Source organism: Pontibacterium granulatum, assembly GCF_029961155.1.
Lineage (GTDB): Bacteria > Pseudomonadota > Gammaproteobacteria > Pseudomonadales > Balneatricaceae > Pontibacterium > Pontibacterium granulatum.
The window spans coordinates 33,260-50,757 of record NZ_JASBRH010000005.1 but is presented as its reverse complement, the minus strand read 5'-3'; the positions used below and the strand labels follow the sequence as shown (position 1 = coordinate 50,757).

General features: G+C 55.7%; 15 protein-coding genes. All 15 read right to left on the bottom strand.

What is annotated here, in order from left to right; translation table 11 throughout:
* Positions 1 to 97: 97 nt before the first annotated feature.
* Entirely contained in the window at positions 98 to 1,219 is a 1,122-nt protein-coding gene (locus QKW35_RS06335) for a sirohydrochlorin chelatase (RefSeq protein ID WP_282351877.1), read from the bottom strand.
* 56 nt (positions 1,220 to 1,275) lie between these two features.
* Entirely contained in the window at positions 1,276 to 1,953 is a 678-nt protein-coding gene (bluB, locus tag QKW35_RS06330; RefSeq protein ID WP_282351571.1) for a 5,6-dimethylbenzimidazole synthase, read from the bottom strand.
* A complete protein-coding gene (locus QKW35_RS06325; protein ID WP_282351570.1) occupies positions 1,946 to 3,025 on the bottom strand; it encodes an aminotransferase class I/II-fold pyridoxal phosphate-dependent enzyme in 1,080 nt (359 codons plus the stop codon). The genes bluB and QKW35_RS06325 overlap by 8 nt, the downstream gene beginning before the upstream one ends.
* Complete coding sequence (cbiB, locus tag QKW35_RS06320) at positions 3,022 to 3,957, bottom strand: adenosylcobinamide-phosphate synthase CbiB (protein ID WP_282351569.1); 936 nt, start codon at positions 3,955 to 3,957, stop codon at positions 3,022 to 3,024. Before cbiB ends, QKW35_RS06325 begins: the two co-directional genes overlap by 4 nt.
* A complete protein-coding gene (locus tag QKW35_RS06315) occupies positions 3,954 to 5,456 on the bottom strand; it encodes a cobyric acid synthase (RefSeq protein WP_282351564.1) in 1,503 nt (500 codons plus the stop codon). The genes cbiB and QKW35_RS06315 overlap by 4 nt, the downstream gene beginning before the upstream one ends.
* Positions 5,456 to 9,319 (bottom strand): cobaltochelatase subunit CobN, encoded by a 3,864-nt coding sequence (gene cobN, locus QKW35_RS06310; protein WP_282351562.1) that lies wholly within the window; start codon positions 9,317 to 9,319, stop codon positions 5,456 to 5,458. The genes QKW35_RS06315 and cobN overlap by 1 nt, the downstream gene beginning before the upstream one ends.
* The gene (gene cobW, locus QKW35_RS06305) at positions 9,320 to 10,390 is read right to left on the bottom strand and encodes a cobalamin biosynthesis protein CobW (protein ID WP_282351560.1); all 1,071 of its coding nucleotides are present in this window, start codon (positions 10,388 to 10,390) and stop codon (positions 9,320 to 9,322) included. It lies immediately after the preceding gene.
* Positions 10,377 to 11,228, bottom strand: coding sequence for a precorrin-4 C(11)-methyltransferase (cobM, locus tag QKW35_RS06300; RefSeq protein WP_282351558.1), 852 nt, complete (start codon positions 11,226 to 11,228; stop codon positions 10,377 to 10,379). The genes cobW and cobM overlap by 14 nt, the downstream gene beginning before the upstream one ends.
* A complete protein-coding gene (gene cobJ, locus QKW35_RS06295; protein WP_282351556.1) occupies positions 11,225 to 12,025 on the bottom strand; it encodes a precorrin-3B C(17)-methyltransferase in 801 nt (266 codons plus the stop codon). The genes cobM and cobJ overlap by 4 nt, the downstream gene beginning before the upstream one ends.
* Before the next feature lie 87 nt (positions 12,026 to 12,112).
* Entirely contained in the window at positions 12,113 to 12,880 is a 768-nt protein-coding gene (locus QKW35_RS06290) for a cobalt-precorrin 5A hydrolase (protein ID WP_282351554.1), read from the bottom strand.
* On the bottom strand, positions 12,877 to 13,596 hold the full coding sequence (gene cobI, locus QKW35_RS06285) for a precorrin-2 C(20)-methyltransferase (RefSeq protein WP_282351552.1): 720 nt from the start codon (positions 13,594 to 13,596) through the stop codon (positions 12,877 to 12,879). Before cobI ends, QKW35_RS06290 begins: the two co-directional genes overlap by 4 nt.
* Positions 13,589 to 14,866 (bottom strand): precorrin-6y C5,15-methyltransferase (decarboxylating) subunit CbiE, encoded by a 1,278-nt coding sequence (gene cbiE, locus QKW35_RS06280; protein ID WP_282351551.1) that lies wholly within the window; start codon positions 14,864 to 14,866, stop codon positions 13,589 to 13,591. Before cbiE ends, cobI begins: the two co-directional genes overlap by 8 nt.
* Complete coding sequence (locus tag QKW35_RS06275; protein WP_282351550.1) at positions 14,866 to 15,507, bottom strand: precorrin-8X methylmutase; 642 nt, start codon at positions 15,505 to 15,507, stop codon at positions 14,866 to 14,868. Before QKW35_RS06275 ends, cbiE begins: the two co-directional genes overlap by 1 nt.
* 104 nt (positions 15,508 to 15,611) lie before the next feature.
* Complete coding sequence (locus QKW35_RS06270; RefSeq protein WP_282351549.1) at positions 15,612 to 16,385, bottom strand: precorrin-6A/cobalt-precorrin-6A reductase; 774 nt, start codon at positions 16,383 to 16,385, stop codon at positions 15,612 to 15,614.
* Positions 16,382 to 17,497: a cobalt-precorrin-5B (C(1))-methyltransferase gene (locus tag QKW35_RS06265; protein WP_282351548.1), complete on the bottom strand. Its 1,116-nt coding sequence runs from the start codon at positions 17,495 to 17,497 to the stop codon at positions 16,382 to 16,384. The genes QKW35_RS06270 and QKW35_RS06265 overlap by 4 nt, the downstream gene beginning before the upstream one ends.
* Position 17,498: the final 1 nt, after the last annotated feature.

The window sequence follows — 17,498 nt, the reverse complement described above, 5'->3', positions numbered from 1 at the left end:
TTTTTCATTTGTTAGGCATTGCTTCGCAATGGCTAAACTACACTAGATAGCCCGTAGGTTGGCCATCGCAACGCGATGCCCAACACCACCTAATACCTTACTTATGCGCCAACGCGGTCTCGGCGCACTTGTCTTTGATCTTATCTGCCTCCTCATCCAGCACCGACTGTGGGAACTGACTCATAAAGCAGCAGCAGATGTTCTCACCGATCATGGTACGTGGACCCAACGGGTGCGCGATATGGCGGTAAACACCGTGAGAGTGACCGTGCGAGTGATCATGTCCGTGGCTGAGAGAATGATCATGACTGTGTGAATGACCAAGATCGTGGCTATGACTGTGATCATGTGAGTGGGCGTGATGATGGCGATGACCGTCTTCAGAATACTCTGCGTGATGGTGATGTACGTCCACCTCACCCGCGGCCAGACGCCGCTGGAAGGAACTCATCAGGGTTTCAGGCCCTTGCTGCCCCTCCATAATCTCACGCACCCGAATCTCAAATGCGTCGATCACTTTGTCGTGGTCATTCAGGTACGGCGCTTTGATAAACTCTACACTCGGGTTTTCCTCAGCCACCTTATCTACGTAACCATAGATACGTTTGATCAGACGACCAGTAAACAGGAAGTAAGGCGCAATCACCACACGCTTGAAGCCCAGCTTCAGCAGTTTCTCCAGCCCCACACCCACAGATGGGTAGGTTACGCCGGAATACACGGTATCTGCCCAGCCAAAGCCCATATTCTCATTTACGATACGGGTCAGTTTCGCCGCTTCCGCATTGGCGTGGGTATCGGAAGTACCACGGCCAACCACCACCAGCATGGTGTCGTACAGGCTCTCCGGCGGATTCTCCGGGTCCAGTCCCAAGGACTCGTAGATACGCGCCTGAAAGGCATCGATCATCGCCTGATGTAGGCCCAGCTCGCTACCGTACTCAACCTGAACACCGGCGTTCTTCTCCTGAAAGGTGGTCAGTACCGATGGGATATCGTTCTTCGCATGAGTCGCGGCAAACAGCATGCCCGGCACTGCATAGATCTGCTCTACGCCCTGCTCGACCAGACTGTTCAGCCCCATATGGATGTTTGGTGCGGAAAACTCCAGAAAACCGTATTCAACCGGAATATCCGGGAAGCGCTTTTTCAAGCCCTCGGCAACGCGCCCGAACTCACGCTCTGCATCCTTGTCACGGCTACCGTGACCACACACCATAATGCCTTTTTTGTTCACTTCATTTCTCTCCAGACTAATTCTGTACAGTTCGAACCTCACACCTCAGGGGCAGGTTCAGACCAGTAATTCTCAAAAATAAACGCTTCCAGTGGCGCCTCTTGCGCCCACTTTTCCTGCACCAGCATCGGCTGTTCATAGAAGCCGTCAACGTGTCCAATGCAGAGGATTGCCACCGGTTTACTGCCGACCGGCATCTTTAAAAGATCCGCCAATGCCTGCGGATCAAACAGCGATACCCAGCCCAAACCGATACCTTCAGCCCGCGCCGCCAGCCACATGTTCTGAATGGCACAGGCGAGTGATGCCAAATCCATCTCAGGCAAGGTACGGCGCCCAAATACGTGGGCATCCCGCCCTTCCGGCAAAGCAGCAACCACCACTTCTGCACAGTCCCTGATCCCTTCAACCTTCAGCTTCACAAACTGATCACGGCGTTCGCCCAGGGCATCTGCCGTTTGCTGTCGTTCCAGCTCCACCAGTTCACATATCTGTCCACGTAAATCCCGGTCGGTGATACGCAGGAAGCGCCACGGTTGCATCAGCCCCACGCTCGGGGCTTGATGAGCCACCCGAAACAGGCGCTTTAAGACTTGCGGATCCAGCGGTTCTTGCGAGAAGTGACGCATATCGCGCCGCTCAGCGATCACCCGATAGATCGCATCGCGATCTTCCTGGCAGTAGGGTTGGTTGCCTGTAATACGTCGCTCAGACATGGGCCTCACCTTGATGATTGAGTAATTCGATACACGCGTTCACTGCACCGTCTAGCCGGTCGATAGCATCCCAGTTATAGCGGCTGATAATCCCTGTCCGGAGCAGCGCCTTGCGTTCGCTTAACGGAATCAGACGCACTAGAACGCCTTGTTGGGCAAGGAGGTCCTGAACCTGCGCTGCAATATCCGCGTCCAGTTGCCAACTGCTAAACAACGGCGTCTGAGCGACGCGATCTGGCTGCAGCGCGTCCATCAACGGTGCCAATAGCAGAGCAGTACGTTCCGCGTTAAGGGTGATATCCTGACGTGCCCCCCGTTGCCAATCCAGATCGGACAGGGCATTGGTCGCGACACCCTGTGCCACCCCGTTTACCTGCCAAATCCCTAGACGCTGTTGTAGCTGTGAACGCAATTGATCGGAAGCAAAAACAAAACCCAAACGTAATCCAGCCAAACCAAAGAACTTACCAAAGGAACGCAACACGATAAGCTTGTCGCTTAACGGCTCGTTCAGAACGCTGATCGCAGGCTGCGTATCGATAAACGCCTCATCGACAATCAGACACCCTTTGCCCGCTAAACGCTCTGCCCAGTTGCATAGTTGCACTTTGGAGAACTCTAATCCGGTTGGATTATTGGGATTGATCACCACCAGATGGAAAGGCTCGCCTTTGCTTAACCGCCTCTCAATCTGATCAGACGCTGCGTTAAGATCAAAGGCGGGATAGAACGCCAATGGGTTGCCGTTTGCTGCCCAGTGATGACGGTGCTCGTCGTAACCTACATCAGGCAAAAGCACCGGGAGTTTTTCCAGGCACAACGGCAATGCCTGGATCACCGGTTGCGACCCGTTCACCGCTAGCCACTCATCAGTGCCGTAATAGCCGGTCACCGCATCCGCAAAGACCTGTTGTTGATACGGCAACCGCTGGAATACTTCAGTTGCCAGTTCTCCAACGGGGTAACTGTCAGGATTGATCCCAGTCGATAGGTCCAACCACTGATCCTGCGGGATGTTATAACGGGCGCTGGCGCTGATCAGATCACCGCCATGCAGAATCTGTCCATTCACAGCAACGCTTCCCCGATCAAAATCAACGTGATAACAAACGCCCAGAGCAGTAACGCACGGTTAACCAATCCGCAGGCGGCACGAATGCCTTTTGCACTGGGTTGATCACCTTGCCCAGGGGGTGGCCCCAGCGGCGGGCGCTGCTGGAGTTGTCCGTGGTAGATCGCTGCCCCCCCCAACGACACATTGATCGCCCCGGCACCTGCTGCCATCACCGGCCCGGCATTGGGGCTTTTCCAGCTCGTTGCCTGTACCTGCCAGCAGCGCAGCGCGATGCGTGTTTTACCCACTAGCGCGTAGCTCAGCGCTGTTAACCGTGCCGGGATGTAGTTGAGCACGTCATCAATACGCGCCGCGGCCCAACCGAAACAGAGAAACCGGTCGTTCTTGTAGCCCCACATAGCATCCAAGGTATTACTCAGGCGATACAAAACCACACCGGGAATGCCCAGCAGGCAGAACCAGAAGATCGCGGAGAAGATTGCATCGGCGCCGTTCTCCAGCACCGATTCGGTAGCAGCGCTGGCTACGGAGGTTTCATCCAGTTCGGAGGTATCGCGGCTGACAATCATTCCAACTGCATTCCGTGCCGAATTTATATCACTGCTTTCCAACGGCTCAGCAATTGCCAATGCATGCTGCAGCAGGCTTTGCCAACCGATAGCCAGATACAGCATGAAACCACCAAGCAGTACCCCAACAACGGGGCCGGTACCCGCCAATTGCTGGATAACCGTTGCTACAGCCACCCACGGCAAGACGGCCCAGAGCCAGGCCAGCACTCCTGCAAGCCGGCTATTTTGCCTGCGGTTAAAGCGCTTCTCGATATTTGCCGCAATTCCACCAAACCCCACCAGCGGGTGGAAACGCTTGGGTTCGCCTAATAAGCGATCCAGTGCCAACGCTAGCAGTACGGCTGCGAGGATACTCAAGCGGAGACCTCCAGCGACAGCAATTCGCAGATCCGTTCAAACGGCAGAACCGCCTCTACTTCGTCAGCCAGACGCTCGATCTGCTGCTCACGAAATACGGCGTAATCAAACTGCTCAACCTGATCGAGCCCTGCCCACCGCAACAGGTGATCCAACAGCGCCGCTTCATCAAACAGGCCATGGATATAGCTGCCGATCACCGTGTCCTCGTCATTGCGGGAACCTTCCGGCATCAGGTTCTGATCGCCTTCAACCGGTGTGATGTTAAACAAAGGCGACTCCAAAGCCGGGCCTTTGCTAACCCCCGCATGGATTTCGTAGCCTTTAACGGCCAACCCGCCTTGTTTTGTTTCGCCACAGACGTTACGCAGGGTTTTGTTACCGGTCAGTGTGGTTTCCATCGCCAACAGGCCAAGTCCTTCACTGGAACCCGCCGCCGACTCAACAGCTTCAGGATCGTGAATCCACTCACCCAGCATCTGGTAACCGCCACAGACACCAATCACTTTGCCGCCCAGACGCAGATGACGACGGATTGCATCCGCCCATCCGCTCTCATTCAACCAGGCCAGATCACCGCGTACGTTTTTGCTGCCGGGCAGGACGATCAGGTCTGCACCTTTGAAGTCATTCAGGTCACGCATAAATTCGCAGTCCACCTGCGGATGCATGCGCAACACATCAAAGTCGGTATGGTTGCTGGCACGTGGGTAGATTGGCACGACCACCTTCAGTTGCTGGTAGGTGTCATTGTGTTTCTGCTGCTGGTTGATCGCGTCTTCTGCTTCGATATGCAGATTCATTACGTAGGGAATCACCGCCAGGACCGGAACCCCGGTACGCTCTTCCAGCCAGTCGAGACCGGGCTCCAACAACGTCACATCACCGCGAAAACGGTTGATGATGAAACCCTTCACCCGGGCTTTCTCGGTGTCACTTAACAGCTCATAGGTCCCGAGCAAGTGTGCAAAGACGCCACCGCGGTCAATATCCGCCACGATAACTACCGGGCAATCGGCTGCTTCGGCGAAACCCATGTTGGCGATATCGTGCTCCCGCAGGTTGATCTCGGCAGGACTTCCCGCCCCTTCCACCAATACCGCCTGATACTGATGGGCGAGTCGGTCGTGACTGAGCAGCACCTCTTTCAGTAGTTCAGGCTTGTAGTTGTGGTACTCGGTAGCCTTCATATTGCCAATTGCCTTACCGTGCACGATCACCTGGGCACCGATATCGCTGTTGGGTTTGAGCAGTACCGGATTCATATCCACGCTCGGCGGTAAAAAGCAGGCCTCGGCTTGCACGGCCTGGGCACGGCCGATCTCACCACCTTCTGCGGTAACGGCACTGTTTAACGCCATGTTCTGTGGCTTAAACGGCACCACCGATACCTGCTTGCGCGCCAGGATACGCCCGAGCGCAGTCACCATAATGCTCTTGCCCGCGTCGGAGGTGGTGCCCTGCACCATCAGGGTATGCGGATGCTTAAACTCGCTCATCAGTTAATACTCTCCTGCCGCTGATCAATCTCCAGCAGCAAATCCTGCAATTTTCCCGCGTATTCCCCCGGCTCCTGCCACAGCCCACGCTGGGTGGCTTCCATCAGCCGCTCTGCCATCTCTTCCAACGCATGGGGGTTGTGTTGTTCCAGAAAGGCCCGGTTGTCCTGATCGAATAACAAGGTATCGGTCACTTTTTCGTATTGGTAATCGGCGATCAGATTGGTGGTAGCATCGTAGGCGAACATGTAATCCACGCTGGCGCTCATTTCAAACGCACCTTTGTAGCCGTGCTCGCGCATCGCATTGATCCATTTCGGATTCAGTACGCGGGAACGAATGACCCGGTTCAGCTCCTCCTTCAGGGTGCGGATCTTCGGCACCTGCGGATTGGAGTGGTCGCTGTGGTAGACCGCCGGTGTTTCGCCGCTGAGCACGGTCACGGCGTTGGTCATGCCGCCCTGAAACTGGTAGTAGTCGTCGGAATCGAGCAGATCGTGTTCACGGTTATCCTGGTTCTGCACCACCGCATCCATCTGGGAAAGCTGGTGCTGAAAAGCATCACGTGCTTCCACGCCATCACCCTGCTGGTTGCCATACGCGTAACCTCCCCAGTTGAGGTAGGCCTCGGCCAGATCACTACGCTGTTCCCAACAACGTTCATCGATCAAACCCTGTAATCCAGCACCGTATGCACCGGGTTTGCTACCAAATACCCGGTAGCTTGCTTCCCGTTGTGCAGTCTCTTCACTCATGCCCTCAGCCATCAATTGCTGCTGACGCGCTTCGATATTCTGGCGGATGGTGTTACCGTCTCCCGGCTCATCCAGCGTTGCAATTGCCTGAACAGCCGCATCGTAAAGCTTCATCACATTAGGAAAGGCATCACGGAAGAAACCGGATACACGCAACGTGACATCCAACCGGGGACGCCCCAGTTGCATCGTGCTGATCACTTCGAAGTCCACCACACGGTTGGAACCCGGCGCCCAGATCGGGCGCACGCCCATCAGCGCAAAGGCCTGGGCGATATCGTCACCGCCTGTGCGCATCGTGGCCGTACCCCAGACCGACAGCCCCAGCTGACGCGGGAAGTCACCGTGCTCCTGCAGGTGACGTTCAATCAGCGCCTGTGCCGAACGCTCACCAATCGCCCAGGCCGCGGGACTGGGGATGGAACGGTTATCTACAGAGAAGAAATTGCGCCCGGTCGGTAACGTATCCAAACGACCACGTGTCGGCGCACCACTTGGACCGGGTTCGACAAAGCGCCCATTAAGACCCTCAAGCAACGATCGAATTTCCAGGTCGACACTCTGCTCCAGCGCCTTATGGATGCGGTTTCGCGCGTACTCAAACTGCGCGCGGGTTTGCGGGTAATCCGTCAAATCATCAAGATCGCCGTCACCCAGCACAAAGCGTTCAACCCACTTCAGCGCCAACAACTCCAAGCGTTCACGGGTATCCGCTTCACTGCGCCAGAGTTCATCGCTGACAGTTTTCAACAATTCAGGTTTTGCACCAACCCACTGCTCTCTACCAGCAGCCAACGGATCAAACAGCTCGGCACCACCACGCAGATCCAGATCAGCGATCAGGTTATGCAGGATCCCCTGACTGGCGGGATCATCACCACGCGGCAGGCGCAGCAGCGCCACCAAAGTATCAGCCAGTTTTGCATCGCCCGGCAGCTCACCCAGAATATGCAGGCCGTGGCGGATCTGTGCTTCTTTGATATCACAAAGGTAGGCATCAAGCTCCGCCAGCACTTGATCGTCATCCGACGTATTACCGGCCAGCTCATCCAGCAGATGGGTCTTGCGTACCTGCTTGAGGATTTCGTCACGCAACCACTGCTCGCGTCGGCTGTCCATGCCCAACGCCTGGTAGTACTCGTCTACCAGCCCTTCCAACTCGGCCAGTTCACCGTAACTTTCCGCGCGGGTCATCGGCGGCATCAGGTGATCGATAATCACCGCCTGGGTACGACGCTTCGCCTGCGCGCCTTCACCGGGATCGTTGACGATAAACGGATAGAAATGTGGCATCGGCCCCAACGCAATATCCGGCCAACAGCGTTCGGACAACGCCGTGCCCTTGCCGGGCAACCACTCCAGGTTGCCGTGTTTACCCACGTGTATCACTGCATCCACTTGGTAGCAGTGCCGCAACCAGAAATAGAATGCCAGGTAGTTGTGCGGCGGAATCAGGTCCGGATCGTGGTAATTGGCGGCCAGATCGATATTGAATCCGCGTGCGGGCTGGATACCGACGAAGGTCTCGCCCAGGCGAATTCCGGAGAGCATCAAACGCCCGTTTCGATACTTAATATCCTGCTCAGGTGAACCCCACTGGTCGTAAACTGCTTTCTGACATCCCTGCGGTAACCTACTGAAATAAAACAGATACTCATCCAACCCCATACTTTGCCAGCAGGGTAACTGGTGTATCGTATTCGGGTTATTTGTGACGGATTCGAGCAGAGCTTCGATCAGCGCAGTACCGGTTTGTGGTAGATCATTGGCATCACCAAGCGGATAACCTGCCGTAGACAACGCCTTCAAAATATTCACCGTCGACGCCGGTGTATCCAGTCCTACACCGTTACCAATACGGCCGTCTTTGGTTGGGTAGTTGGCCAAGATCAGCGCGATCCGTTTGTCACCATTGGTTTTGGTGGCCAGGGCACAATGACGCGCAGCCAACTCAGCCACAAATGCGGCACGTTCCCGGTGTAATGCATAACGTACCACCGAGACCTGAGCCCGTTTATCGAAGTGACTCTCTGCCTTAAAGCTGATCGCACGCGTAACGATACGCCCATCCATCTCAGGCAATACCACCTGCATGGCAATATCCCGGCTGCGCAGCCCTTGGGAATACTGCTGCCAGTCCTCCTTTGTACTACTCGACAGCACGAGTTGGAGCACCGGTACCGGCCTGGAGAACGGCGAATCAAAATCGGTCGGTTGGGAGGCCAGATTGGGGCTGGCGACCGTGTTGCTGGCAAAGCCGGTGGTGTTGATGATCAGCGACGCGTCACTCTGTTCCAGCAGTGCATTCACCAGCGTGATCGACTCCGCATCCTTCAGGGAAGCAATGGCGATCGGTAGCGGTCTCAAGTTTTGTCGTTCCAGTTCGGCAATCAACCCGTCAAACATTGCCGTATTGGCCGATTGCAGATGGCTGCGATAAAACAGCAGCGCAACCACCGGATTCTGTTCGTGACCATTTTGCTGCCAGTGCTGTTGCCACTCGCTAAAACTTGCCTGACCACCCTGCTTTCCTTCCGATAGTGCAGGTTTGTACAGCATGCAGCGAGGCAATCCCCGTGGCTCACGCCAGGCCAGATCACGGCTTAGGTACTCCGAGGCGACAAACCGTAGCAGCTGTTCGCTATTTCCGATCCCACCCTCACGCAGATATCGCCATACACGGTGACATGCCTCTTCCGACACGGTAGACGCGGCAAACAATTCGGGATCAGGGGCATCGTCACCCGGCACAATGATCAGCGTACGCGGGTTACCATCCGTTATGCCCTGCGCCCATTCTTGAAGACGCTCAAAGCCATACGGCCAATAATTCTGGCCACCCAGCAGTGAAAGCACCACCACCTGTGCGTGATCAATCACCTTGTGCTCATACAGGTCGTACGCAGCCGGTTTCAGCAGCTGCATCCAGTTAGCCAGACGCACGTCCGGCACACTGCTATGCACTGCAAACGCGCTCACGCCCGCAGACAGCGCCGCCAGGGAGCTGTCTGCCGCAGAAAGGATGATGATCTCTGCCGGTGTCTGATCCAGATCGATAATGCCTTCATCATCGACGAATCCACCCGGCTGGGCCGCCAACAGATGCATTTAAAGCGCCGTCTCCAGTACGGACTTCACAGTGGCTTCATCGATGCCTTTGCCGATGAAAACAAGCTGGGTTTTACGCTTTTCACCCATCGCCCAGGGACGATCAAAGTACACGTCCAGACGCTTACCCACCGCCTGAAATACCTGACGCATCGGTTTACCCGGCAGCGCCGCGAAGCCTTTGGCGCGGTAGATATTGAAGTCGCTCAGTAGGGATTTCAGCGCTGCCTGCAGCTTGTCACTGTCCACCTCACCCAGCGTGATGACAAATGAATCGAAGTGGTCGTGGGCGTGATCGTGGTGCTCGCCGTGTGCGTGGTGGTGATCGTGGTGGTTATGTACCTGTTCGATACGCTCCTCGGCCGCAGCGTCCAGGCCCATCAACATATCCAGCTGTGCTTCGCCATTGCTGATGTAGGCAGTTTTGACCGCATTTGGGACCTTGGCCGAAACAACCGTTTCCACCAGTGAGCGTGCGTCGGTATCCAACAAATCGTTTTTGCTGACCACCACAAGATCCGCAGCACTCAGCTGGTCGTCCAGCAGCTCCTGCAGGGTTGGATCGTGATCCAGACTGTCATCCGCGAGGCGCTGGGCTTGCACCTGATCCACATCGTGTGCGAAACGGCCCGCTGCAACCGCAGGGCCGTCAATCACTGTGATGACCGCATCCACCGTGCAGTACTCTTTGATGCCCGGCCAGTTGAACGCCTGCACCAGCGGCTTCGGCAGGGCCAGACCGCTGGTCTCGATCAGGATGTGATCGATATCGTCACGACGTTCCACCAGCTGCTGCATCACCGGAAGGAACTCCTCTTCTACGGTGCAGCAGATACAACCGTTGGCCAGCTCGTAGATGCCGTTATCACCGTCAGCAACCGTCTGCTCCTCTTCACAGTCGAGCGGGCAACTGCGTAGCAGGTCAGCATCGATGTCCAGCTCACCAAACTCATTGACGATTACGGCGATCCGTTTGCCGGCGGCCTGTTTCAGGACGTTGGAAAGAAGCGTGGTTTTACCGCTACCCAGAAAGCCGGTTACAACGGTGGTTGGGATCTTATTCAGCTGCATCGTTTGTCTCTTTCTTATCGGTGTCTTTTAGGTAGGTGTCGCGTTTAACGGTCCGCGGCACTGTTCGTGGGGTAAGGGGTTTTACCCGTGGGCGATAGATATGGGCCTGATCCTTCTGGTAAAGGTAGGAATCGGCAAAATCGTCACTGTCGAGCACATGGCCAACCAGAATCAGCGCGGTGCGCGTAAAGCCCTTTGCACGCACCTTGGCGACGATATCGCGCAACGTTCCCGTGACCTTGTCCTGATCCGGCCAACTGGTGCGATAACACACTGCTACCGGGCAGTCTTCGCCGTAATGAGGGACCAGCTCCTCCACAATTTTGTGGATCCGGGTAATGCCCAGGTGAATTGCCAGGGTTGCGCCGCTGCGTGCCAGTTCCGGCAGTCGTTCGCGCTCAGGGAACGGCGTTTTACCCTCATAGCGAGTCATAATGATCGTCTGGGAGACACCGGACAGGGTCAGCTCCTTGCCCAGATAGGCGGCGGACGCGGCCACAGCGCTCACACCCGGAATCACTTCGTATTCAATACCCTGCTGTTCCAGGCGACGGATCTGCTCGCCTATCGCGCCGTAGAGAGCCGGATCACCACACTGCAGACGGGCCACGTCTTTGCCTTCAGAGTGAGCCTGAGTGATATGCGCAGTGATCGCTTCCAGATCGATTGAGGCGGTATCGATGATCTTTTCAGCACTGCTCTCCACTTCCGCCAACACTTCACGCGGGATCAATGAACCGGCATAAAGCACCACCGGACACTGCTTCAGAATGCGCAGGCCCTTAAGCGTCATCAGTTCCGGATCTCCGGGACCCGCGCCGATAAAGTAAACCTTCATACTGCGCTTTCCTCGCTCACACCCAGCTTCTTCTTGTAACCACGCGGTGTGTACACCCATTCACGGCTGCCGTTGACGATGTGACGGGATTCACTGTTACCAACACTCACCAGGGTGAACATGTCCACGTCTTTAGCATCAAGCTGATCAAGTCGGATGATGCGGATGTTTTCGTCTTCTCGGGTCAGCTGACGACCGATTAATACGGGCGTAGACGCCGGGCGGTATTGCAACAAGAGATCGCGGGCATGATTGAGCTGCCAGTCACGTTTACGGGATACCGGATTGTAGAACGACACCACAAAGTCCCCGGCACCAGCGCTATGAATACGCTTCTCGATGGTTTCCCACGGGGTGAGCAAGTCAGACAGGGAAATCGTACAGAAGTCATGCCCCAGCATTGCACCTACACGGCTGGCACCCGCCTGCATTGCAGAGATACCCGGTACCACTTCGATCTCCACATCCAGCCACTCCGGGTGGTTCTCATTGCCCTGCAGTTGTTGGTCGAGCAGTTCGAATACCAGCGTGGCCATGGCGTAGATACCGATATCACCACTGGAGATCAGCGCCGTGGTTTTCCCACTGGCGGCCAGATCCAGCGCAAGTCGGGCGCGGTTGATCTCTTCACCCAGCGGCAGATCGTGGTGTTTTTTGCCATCACACACGTCACCCAACAGGTCCAGATACAGGCCATAGGCCACCAGATCGGTACTGGCATTAATCGCGGCCAAAGCACGTGGTGCCACCAGTTCACGATCACCAGGACCTGTACCTACAACAAATAGTTTGGTCATTTACGTCTTCGTTTTTCTCTGTAGGGCGTCATTTATGGCGCCACCGTTATGCCTAATGGCAGGATAAATCCTGCCCTACATATGCTCTTATGAGCTCCCCGATGGGTAACTGCGTGCAATTGCGCAGGTCGCCTTTCGGGTTTTCTGTTTATTCAGTACAAGCTCGGGGGCTGCTTTTGTGACGTCTTGTACAGCACAGAGCGCCGCCGATTCCGCCACGCCATACACACCCACCGTGTTAAACACGTACTCGGAGCGGGTACTCAGAAGCGATTCCATAGTACCGAGCTGATCCACATCCCAGGTCTGGAACGGTTTGCCCAGCTTCTCAGCCAGCTCAATCAGTCCTACTTCGTCGGCTTTGATATCGATGCTGTTGATGCTGGACACCACGTCCAGAGTAAGAGCCGCCTGATCAAGGCAATCCATCAGCAGTCTTTCCAGTTCGTCGACCGGGCAGTTACGTTCACAACCCATGCCCACCGCATACACGGGTTGCAGGTAAGGCTTCGCGGTTGTGATCACTGGTTGCGCCGACAACAACTGAGCGACTTCTGCAGCCCATTGATTGGCGCCGCCTTCGTGACCGGACAAAAGCGGGATGACATATTGCCCCTGCTCATCGAGCACCAGTACCGGCGGGTCCTGGTATTTATCACGGATTACCGGAGCCAAGGTGCGCACCACAATACCGGTGGCGCAGATAAAGATCAGTGGTTCGCCGGCACGAAATGCTTGCTGCACGGTGTCGGCAAAGGGCTTGGGCTTAAAGCAGATCTCGGCATCGTCCATCTGCCCACGCAATTGCTGAGCCAAGCGCAGACCGGCCTCGGTCAGGGCGATAATCTTGCTCATCGGCTATTACGCTCTTTACGGGTGACCACAAATAGCGAGAAATACGGACCAGCCTCCGGTGTCAATCGATTGAGATTGGTTTCAATGCGCTGATTTTCACGCCCGATGTATTCCAGATAACTCGCCTCTTCTGCACGGCCTGTTTCACCCAGCAGATTCAGAATTCGAGGACGGGCACGTCCGGCTTTCATAATCACCACCGAGTCATGATCATTGAGGGCAGTACGGATCTGCTCATCCGTATGGCGACCACTGACCACTACGAAGGATTCTTTCAACATGGTCAGTGGATGCTTCAGCTCCGCCGCCGCGGCATTTACCGACGAGATACCCGGCACGACCTGGCAGCTAAACTCAGCCTGCAACCGCTCCAGTAAATAGGTAAAAGAGCCAAAGAAGAGGGGGTCACCTTCACACAGGAATACCACATCATGACCGGCTTTCAGCTGCTGGCGAATCAGCGCTGCACCTTCATCGTAGGCCTTGTTGGCTAAGCTACGATCAGTGGACATTGGCATGCAGATCGGTATCTCAATCTGCGCAGTGCTCTGGTCGACAAACGCTTCCCTTGCAATGGCACGTGCCTGACTGGAACCTTCATCGCTGGCCAGATACGCCACAACCGGCGCCCCCTTGATCAAACGCAAGGCTTTCAGTGTGATCAGCTCCGGATCTCCCGGCCCGACACCTACGCCGTAAAACGTCGCCTCACACATCAAATGCTTCCTCATTTACGGTCGCTTTACGGAAACAAAAGAGGGTGACCGGCAAGGCAGGTCGGTACACCAGTTGACCCGCGAGCTGATCGCCGCGATTGACTGAAATTTGGGTGGTTTGGCTGTAGCTGTCGCCCTGCTTCAAGCGTGCTTCGTAGAATCCCAGCAGGTGTTGCTTGGTGCTCTCAGTGACAGCGCTGGCGACCAGCACTCCATTAACTGGCAGTTGACTCCAAACTTGCTCAAGCAAGGTTTCAAGCTCACCATCGCTCCCACCGATAAATACCTTGTCGGGTGCAGGCAGATGCGCCAGTGCTGCTGGGGCTCGCCCCTCTACGATATTTAGATTACCCACCACTCCAAACTTGTCCTGGTTGGCTTTCAGACAGCGCAGGCGCGCTGGGTGATGTTCTATGGCGTGGATCTCGCTGTCCGGATTCCAGTAGGCCAGTTCGACGGCAACACCGCCGCAGCCAGCGCCTATATCCCAAACCTGATCATCACGACACACCTGCATCAGGGATAGAATCGCAAGCCGCACTTCGCGCTTGGTAATCATGCCCGAACCGTTCGGACGATCCGTGACGAAATTGCCGTCAGCAATACCGGGGAATTCAGGCAATACTCCACCTGAGCCACGTACCCGGATCACAGTGACGTGCAGCGGATCAAACTCGGTGTCGTTTGCAATAAGCTCAGTCGCACGGTACCTGCGCATCTGTTCATCGCCGTATCCCAACCTTTCACAGACGACAAGCTGTGATTTTTGGAAACCCGCCGCAATACACTCCTGCGCCAGTACCTGTGGCGTGCTGTGTTTATCGGTCAGAACCACCAGCGTTCGATTGCGTTTAAGCTGTGTGCGGATCTTTTCAAGGGGACGTCCGTGCAGGCTCAATACCTCGACATCCTGCAAGGCAAGCCCCAGGCGATGACAAGCCGCCTGAATGCTGGAGACGGCCGGGTAAAAGCTAAGCTGTTGCTCCGGAAACGTATGGCTGAACCAACGGCCAATACCATAGTAGAGAGGATCACCCGAGGCGAGGATGACAACAGACTGCAGGCCCTCCTTTTCATAGGTGCAAATTAATGCTTTTAGCTCTGCAAGCTTTGGCAACCGGAACGTTGGATTCTCTCCCGTTAGATGTTCGACAACCTGCAGCTGGCGTTCTGAACCGATCACCCTATCAGCCTCTGCCAACACCTGCTGCGCATCCAGAGACAGGTGCGCCTGCTCGGCGACGCCTAGTCCGACAATATGCAACTGCATCAGTACCACTCTCCCCGATTACACCGTAGTAATGCATTACAGGTCGCCGCCGATACCGCACTACCGCCCTGGCGTCCCAACAATGTGATGCACTCAACCCCCAGACGCTGATGCAGATCCCACAGCGCCTGTTTGGATTCTGCCGCACCAACGAACCCCACGGGCATACCGATGATCAGGGCCGGTTTATCTGCGCCCTTCTCTATCATCTCCAGCAAACGAAACAGTGCGGTAGGCGCATTACCGATCACTACGACCGCCCCCGCCAGATGTTCACGCCACAGCTCAACCGCAGCCATGGAGCGCGTCTCGCTTGCCGCTTTTGCCAGTTCCGATGCACGCGGGTCGTTCAGGAAGCAGAGTGGTGGCGTATTGATCATCCGCTTGGTGATCCCCTGCTTCACCATCTCTGCGTCACACAGGATCGGTTTATTATCAGACAATGCCTGCAAACCCTGAGCACAGGCATTCGGGCTGAAGCGCACCTGCGCAGCAACCTCCGGCATCCCCACACTGTGAACGATCCGCATCACCACCTGTTGTTCCTCGCGGCTTAGGCCTTCAAGGTCGGTGAGAGCTCGGATCTGGCGGAAGCTTTCCTGCTCGATCGCAACCGGGTCTGTTTCGTATTCAAATGGCACGTTTGAAGTTCCGATAAAATTAGTTTGTTTGTCGCGGTCAGAGCCCGCTGCTACAGATTCAATGCTTCGTAGCAGCCCGCTCTGAGGGCGACATGTCTTGCGGTTTAAGCGTTTTTCATCCAATCCCTGATTACCGCCACTCCTTCGGCGATATCACTGAACTGCTGGTCAGCATCGGGTAGCTCCGGGCGCTGCAACATGAACACCTCAACACCCAATTCCCGTGCGGCGTGCAACTTGGCTTCTGTAGATACCCCGCCACTGTTCTTCGTGACCAGGGCATCAACGCCGTAGTGTTGAAACAGCGCCCGCTCACTTTCCAGCCGGAACGGGCCAATCCCTTTAATCCACTCCACCGAATCGGGCAATTCCACCCGAGGCGGGGCCGCGGTACGCAGGATCAGTCGCTGGCCTTCATTGGCTTGTGTAACCAATTGATCCATTGCGTCCTGGGTCAGCTGCCCTGCGGTCAGCAATACACTCTGTTTTGCTGCCAGTGTCGGAATCAGCGTCTGCCAATCATCAAACAACCGCCATTTATCAGCCGGTTGTTTCTGCCATTCGGGCCGATGGAAACGCCAGCATGGAATCCCCAGGTCTTTTGCTACCGAAACAGTGGTGCTGCTCATCGTCGCGGCAAAGGGATGGGTTACATCCAAAATCGCATCAATTTTCTGATCACGAATGTACGTTGCCAAACCACCAAACTGGCTGAACCCACCTATAAGCACTTCGCAGGGAAGCTTCGGCGTGCGTACCAGGCCAGCAACGCTGTACACGATCTGCAGCGATCGCGTTGGCACACAGCTCATTTCGAGTAATGCCTTTGTTATATGGCGGGCATCAGCGGTCCCCCCCAGCAGCAACAGTTTTTTCATTTCGCTTCACCTTTGTAGCAACCAACAACGTTGCCCTTTCGATCCACCGCCCAAACCTCCAACTCAACCTGAGCGGGCATCACCTTGCGCGCCTGCAACCAGGCTGCTCGACATACCTCCGCCGCCAAATCCACCGCGGCCACCTGGCATGCTTTCAACGCCTGAATACTGGTGTTGCTCTGTCTGACCTTATCCTGCAATGCCTCATCGGCTCCCGCACCTGCGGCCAAGAGAGCCAGATGTTCCAGGTCGATGCTGGAGGCTCGGCTGTTCAGATCCATATGCCCCTTCGCCAGTTTGCTGATCTTGCCAAAACCGCCGCAGATGGTGAGTTTTGCGACTGGTGCCTTTTTCAGGTGTTTCATCACCGCACCGACAAAATCGCCCATCTCGATCAGCGCCATCTCTGGCAGGTCGTACTCTGTTTTGATCGCCGCTTCACTGGTTGAACCGGTGGTTGCGGCGATGTGGTTCATCCCGTTTGTGTATGCCACATCGATGCCCTGATGGATCGACGCAATATAGGCAGAACAGGAATACGGCCGAACAATGCCGGTTGTACCCAGAATGGACAGTCCTCCCACGATCCCAAGCTTCGGGTTCATGGTTTTTAAGGCGATCTGATCACCACCTTCCACACCCACTGAGACCTCAAAGCCACCCTCATAGCCGTAGGTATAGGCGGCATTCGTCAGATGCTCAGTCATCATTTTGCGTGGAACCGGATTTATCGCAGGCTCGCCGACCGCCAGCATCAATCCCTCGCGGGTTACCGTCCCTACACCAGATGCAGCCTTGAACACCACTCCTGGTGCCTCGGTCAGGCGTAGCTCTACAAATACCGTTGAACCATGGGTTACATCGGGATCATCGCCCGCATCCTTGATCGTTGAAGTGCGGATGCCATTGTCCAGCGCCTGATATTCTTCAATCACCATCTCCACCTGCTTGCTCGGTTTGTTGCCTTTGGCTGGCAGGTTTACCTCAACCGCTGCAGGCTGTTTTCCGGCCAACAATGCCCGCACGGCAGCCACACAACAGGCGGTCGCGCATGCCCCGGTCGTTAAACCAGAACGCAGAGGTTTAGGTGATTCAGAACTTTCAGGCCACATA

Excerpts from the sequence above, each read along its gene's own strand:
- QKW35_RS06335 (WP_282351877.1), bottom strand. The coding sequence starts at position 1,219 with ATGGTGTGTGGTCACGGTAGCCGTGACAAGGATGCAGAGCGTGAGTTC.
- bluB (WP_282351571.1), bottom strand. The coding sequence starts at position 1,953 with ATGTCTGAGCGACGTATTACAGGCAACCAACCCTACTGCCAGGAAGAT.
- QKW35_RS06315 (WP_282351564.1), bottom strand. The coding sequence starts at position 5,456 with ATGAGCGAGTTTAAGCATCCGCATACCCTGATGGTGCAGGGCACCACC.
- cobN (WP_282351562.1), bottom strand. The coding sequence starts at position 9,319 with ATGCATCTGTTGGCGGCCCAGCCGGGTGGATTCGTCGATGATGAAGGC.
- cobW (WP_282351560.1), bottom strand. The coding sequence starts at position 10,390 with ATGCAGCTGAATAAGATCCCAACCACCGTTGTAACCGGCTTTCTGGGT.
- cobM (WP_282351558.1), bottom strand. The coding sequence starts at position 11,228 with ATGAAGGTTTACTTTATCGGCGCGGGTCCCGGAGATCCGGAACTGATG.
- cobJ (WP_282351556.1), bottom strand. The coding sequence starts at position 12,025 with ATGACCAAACTATTTGTTGTAGGTACAGGTCCTGGTGATCGTGAACTG.
- QKW35_RS06290 (WP_282351554.1), bottom strand. The coding sequence starts at position 12,880 with ATGAGCAAGATTATCGCCCTGACCGAGGCCGGTCTGCGCTTGGCTCAG.
- cobI (WP_282351552.1), bottom strand. The coding sequence starts at position 13,596 with ATGTGTGAGGCGACGTTTTACGGCGTAGGTGTCGGGCCGGGAGATCCG.
- cbiE (WP_282351551.1), bottom strand. The coding sequence starts at position 14,866 with ATGCAGTTGCATATTGTCGGACTAGGCGTCGCCGAGCAGGCGCACCTG.
- QKW35_RS06270 (WP_282351549.1), bottom strand. The coding sequence starts at position 16,385 with ATGAAAAAACTGTTGCTGCTGGGGGGGACCGCTGATGCCCGCCATATA.
- QKW35_RS06265 (WP_282351548.1), bottom strand. The coding sequence starts at position 17,497 with ATGTGGCCTGAAAGTTCTGAATCACCTAAACCTCTGCGTTCTGGTTTA.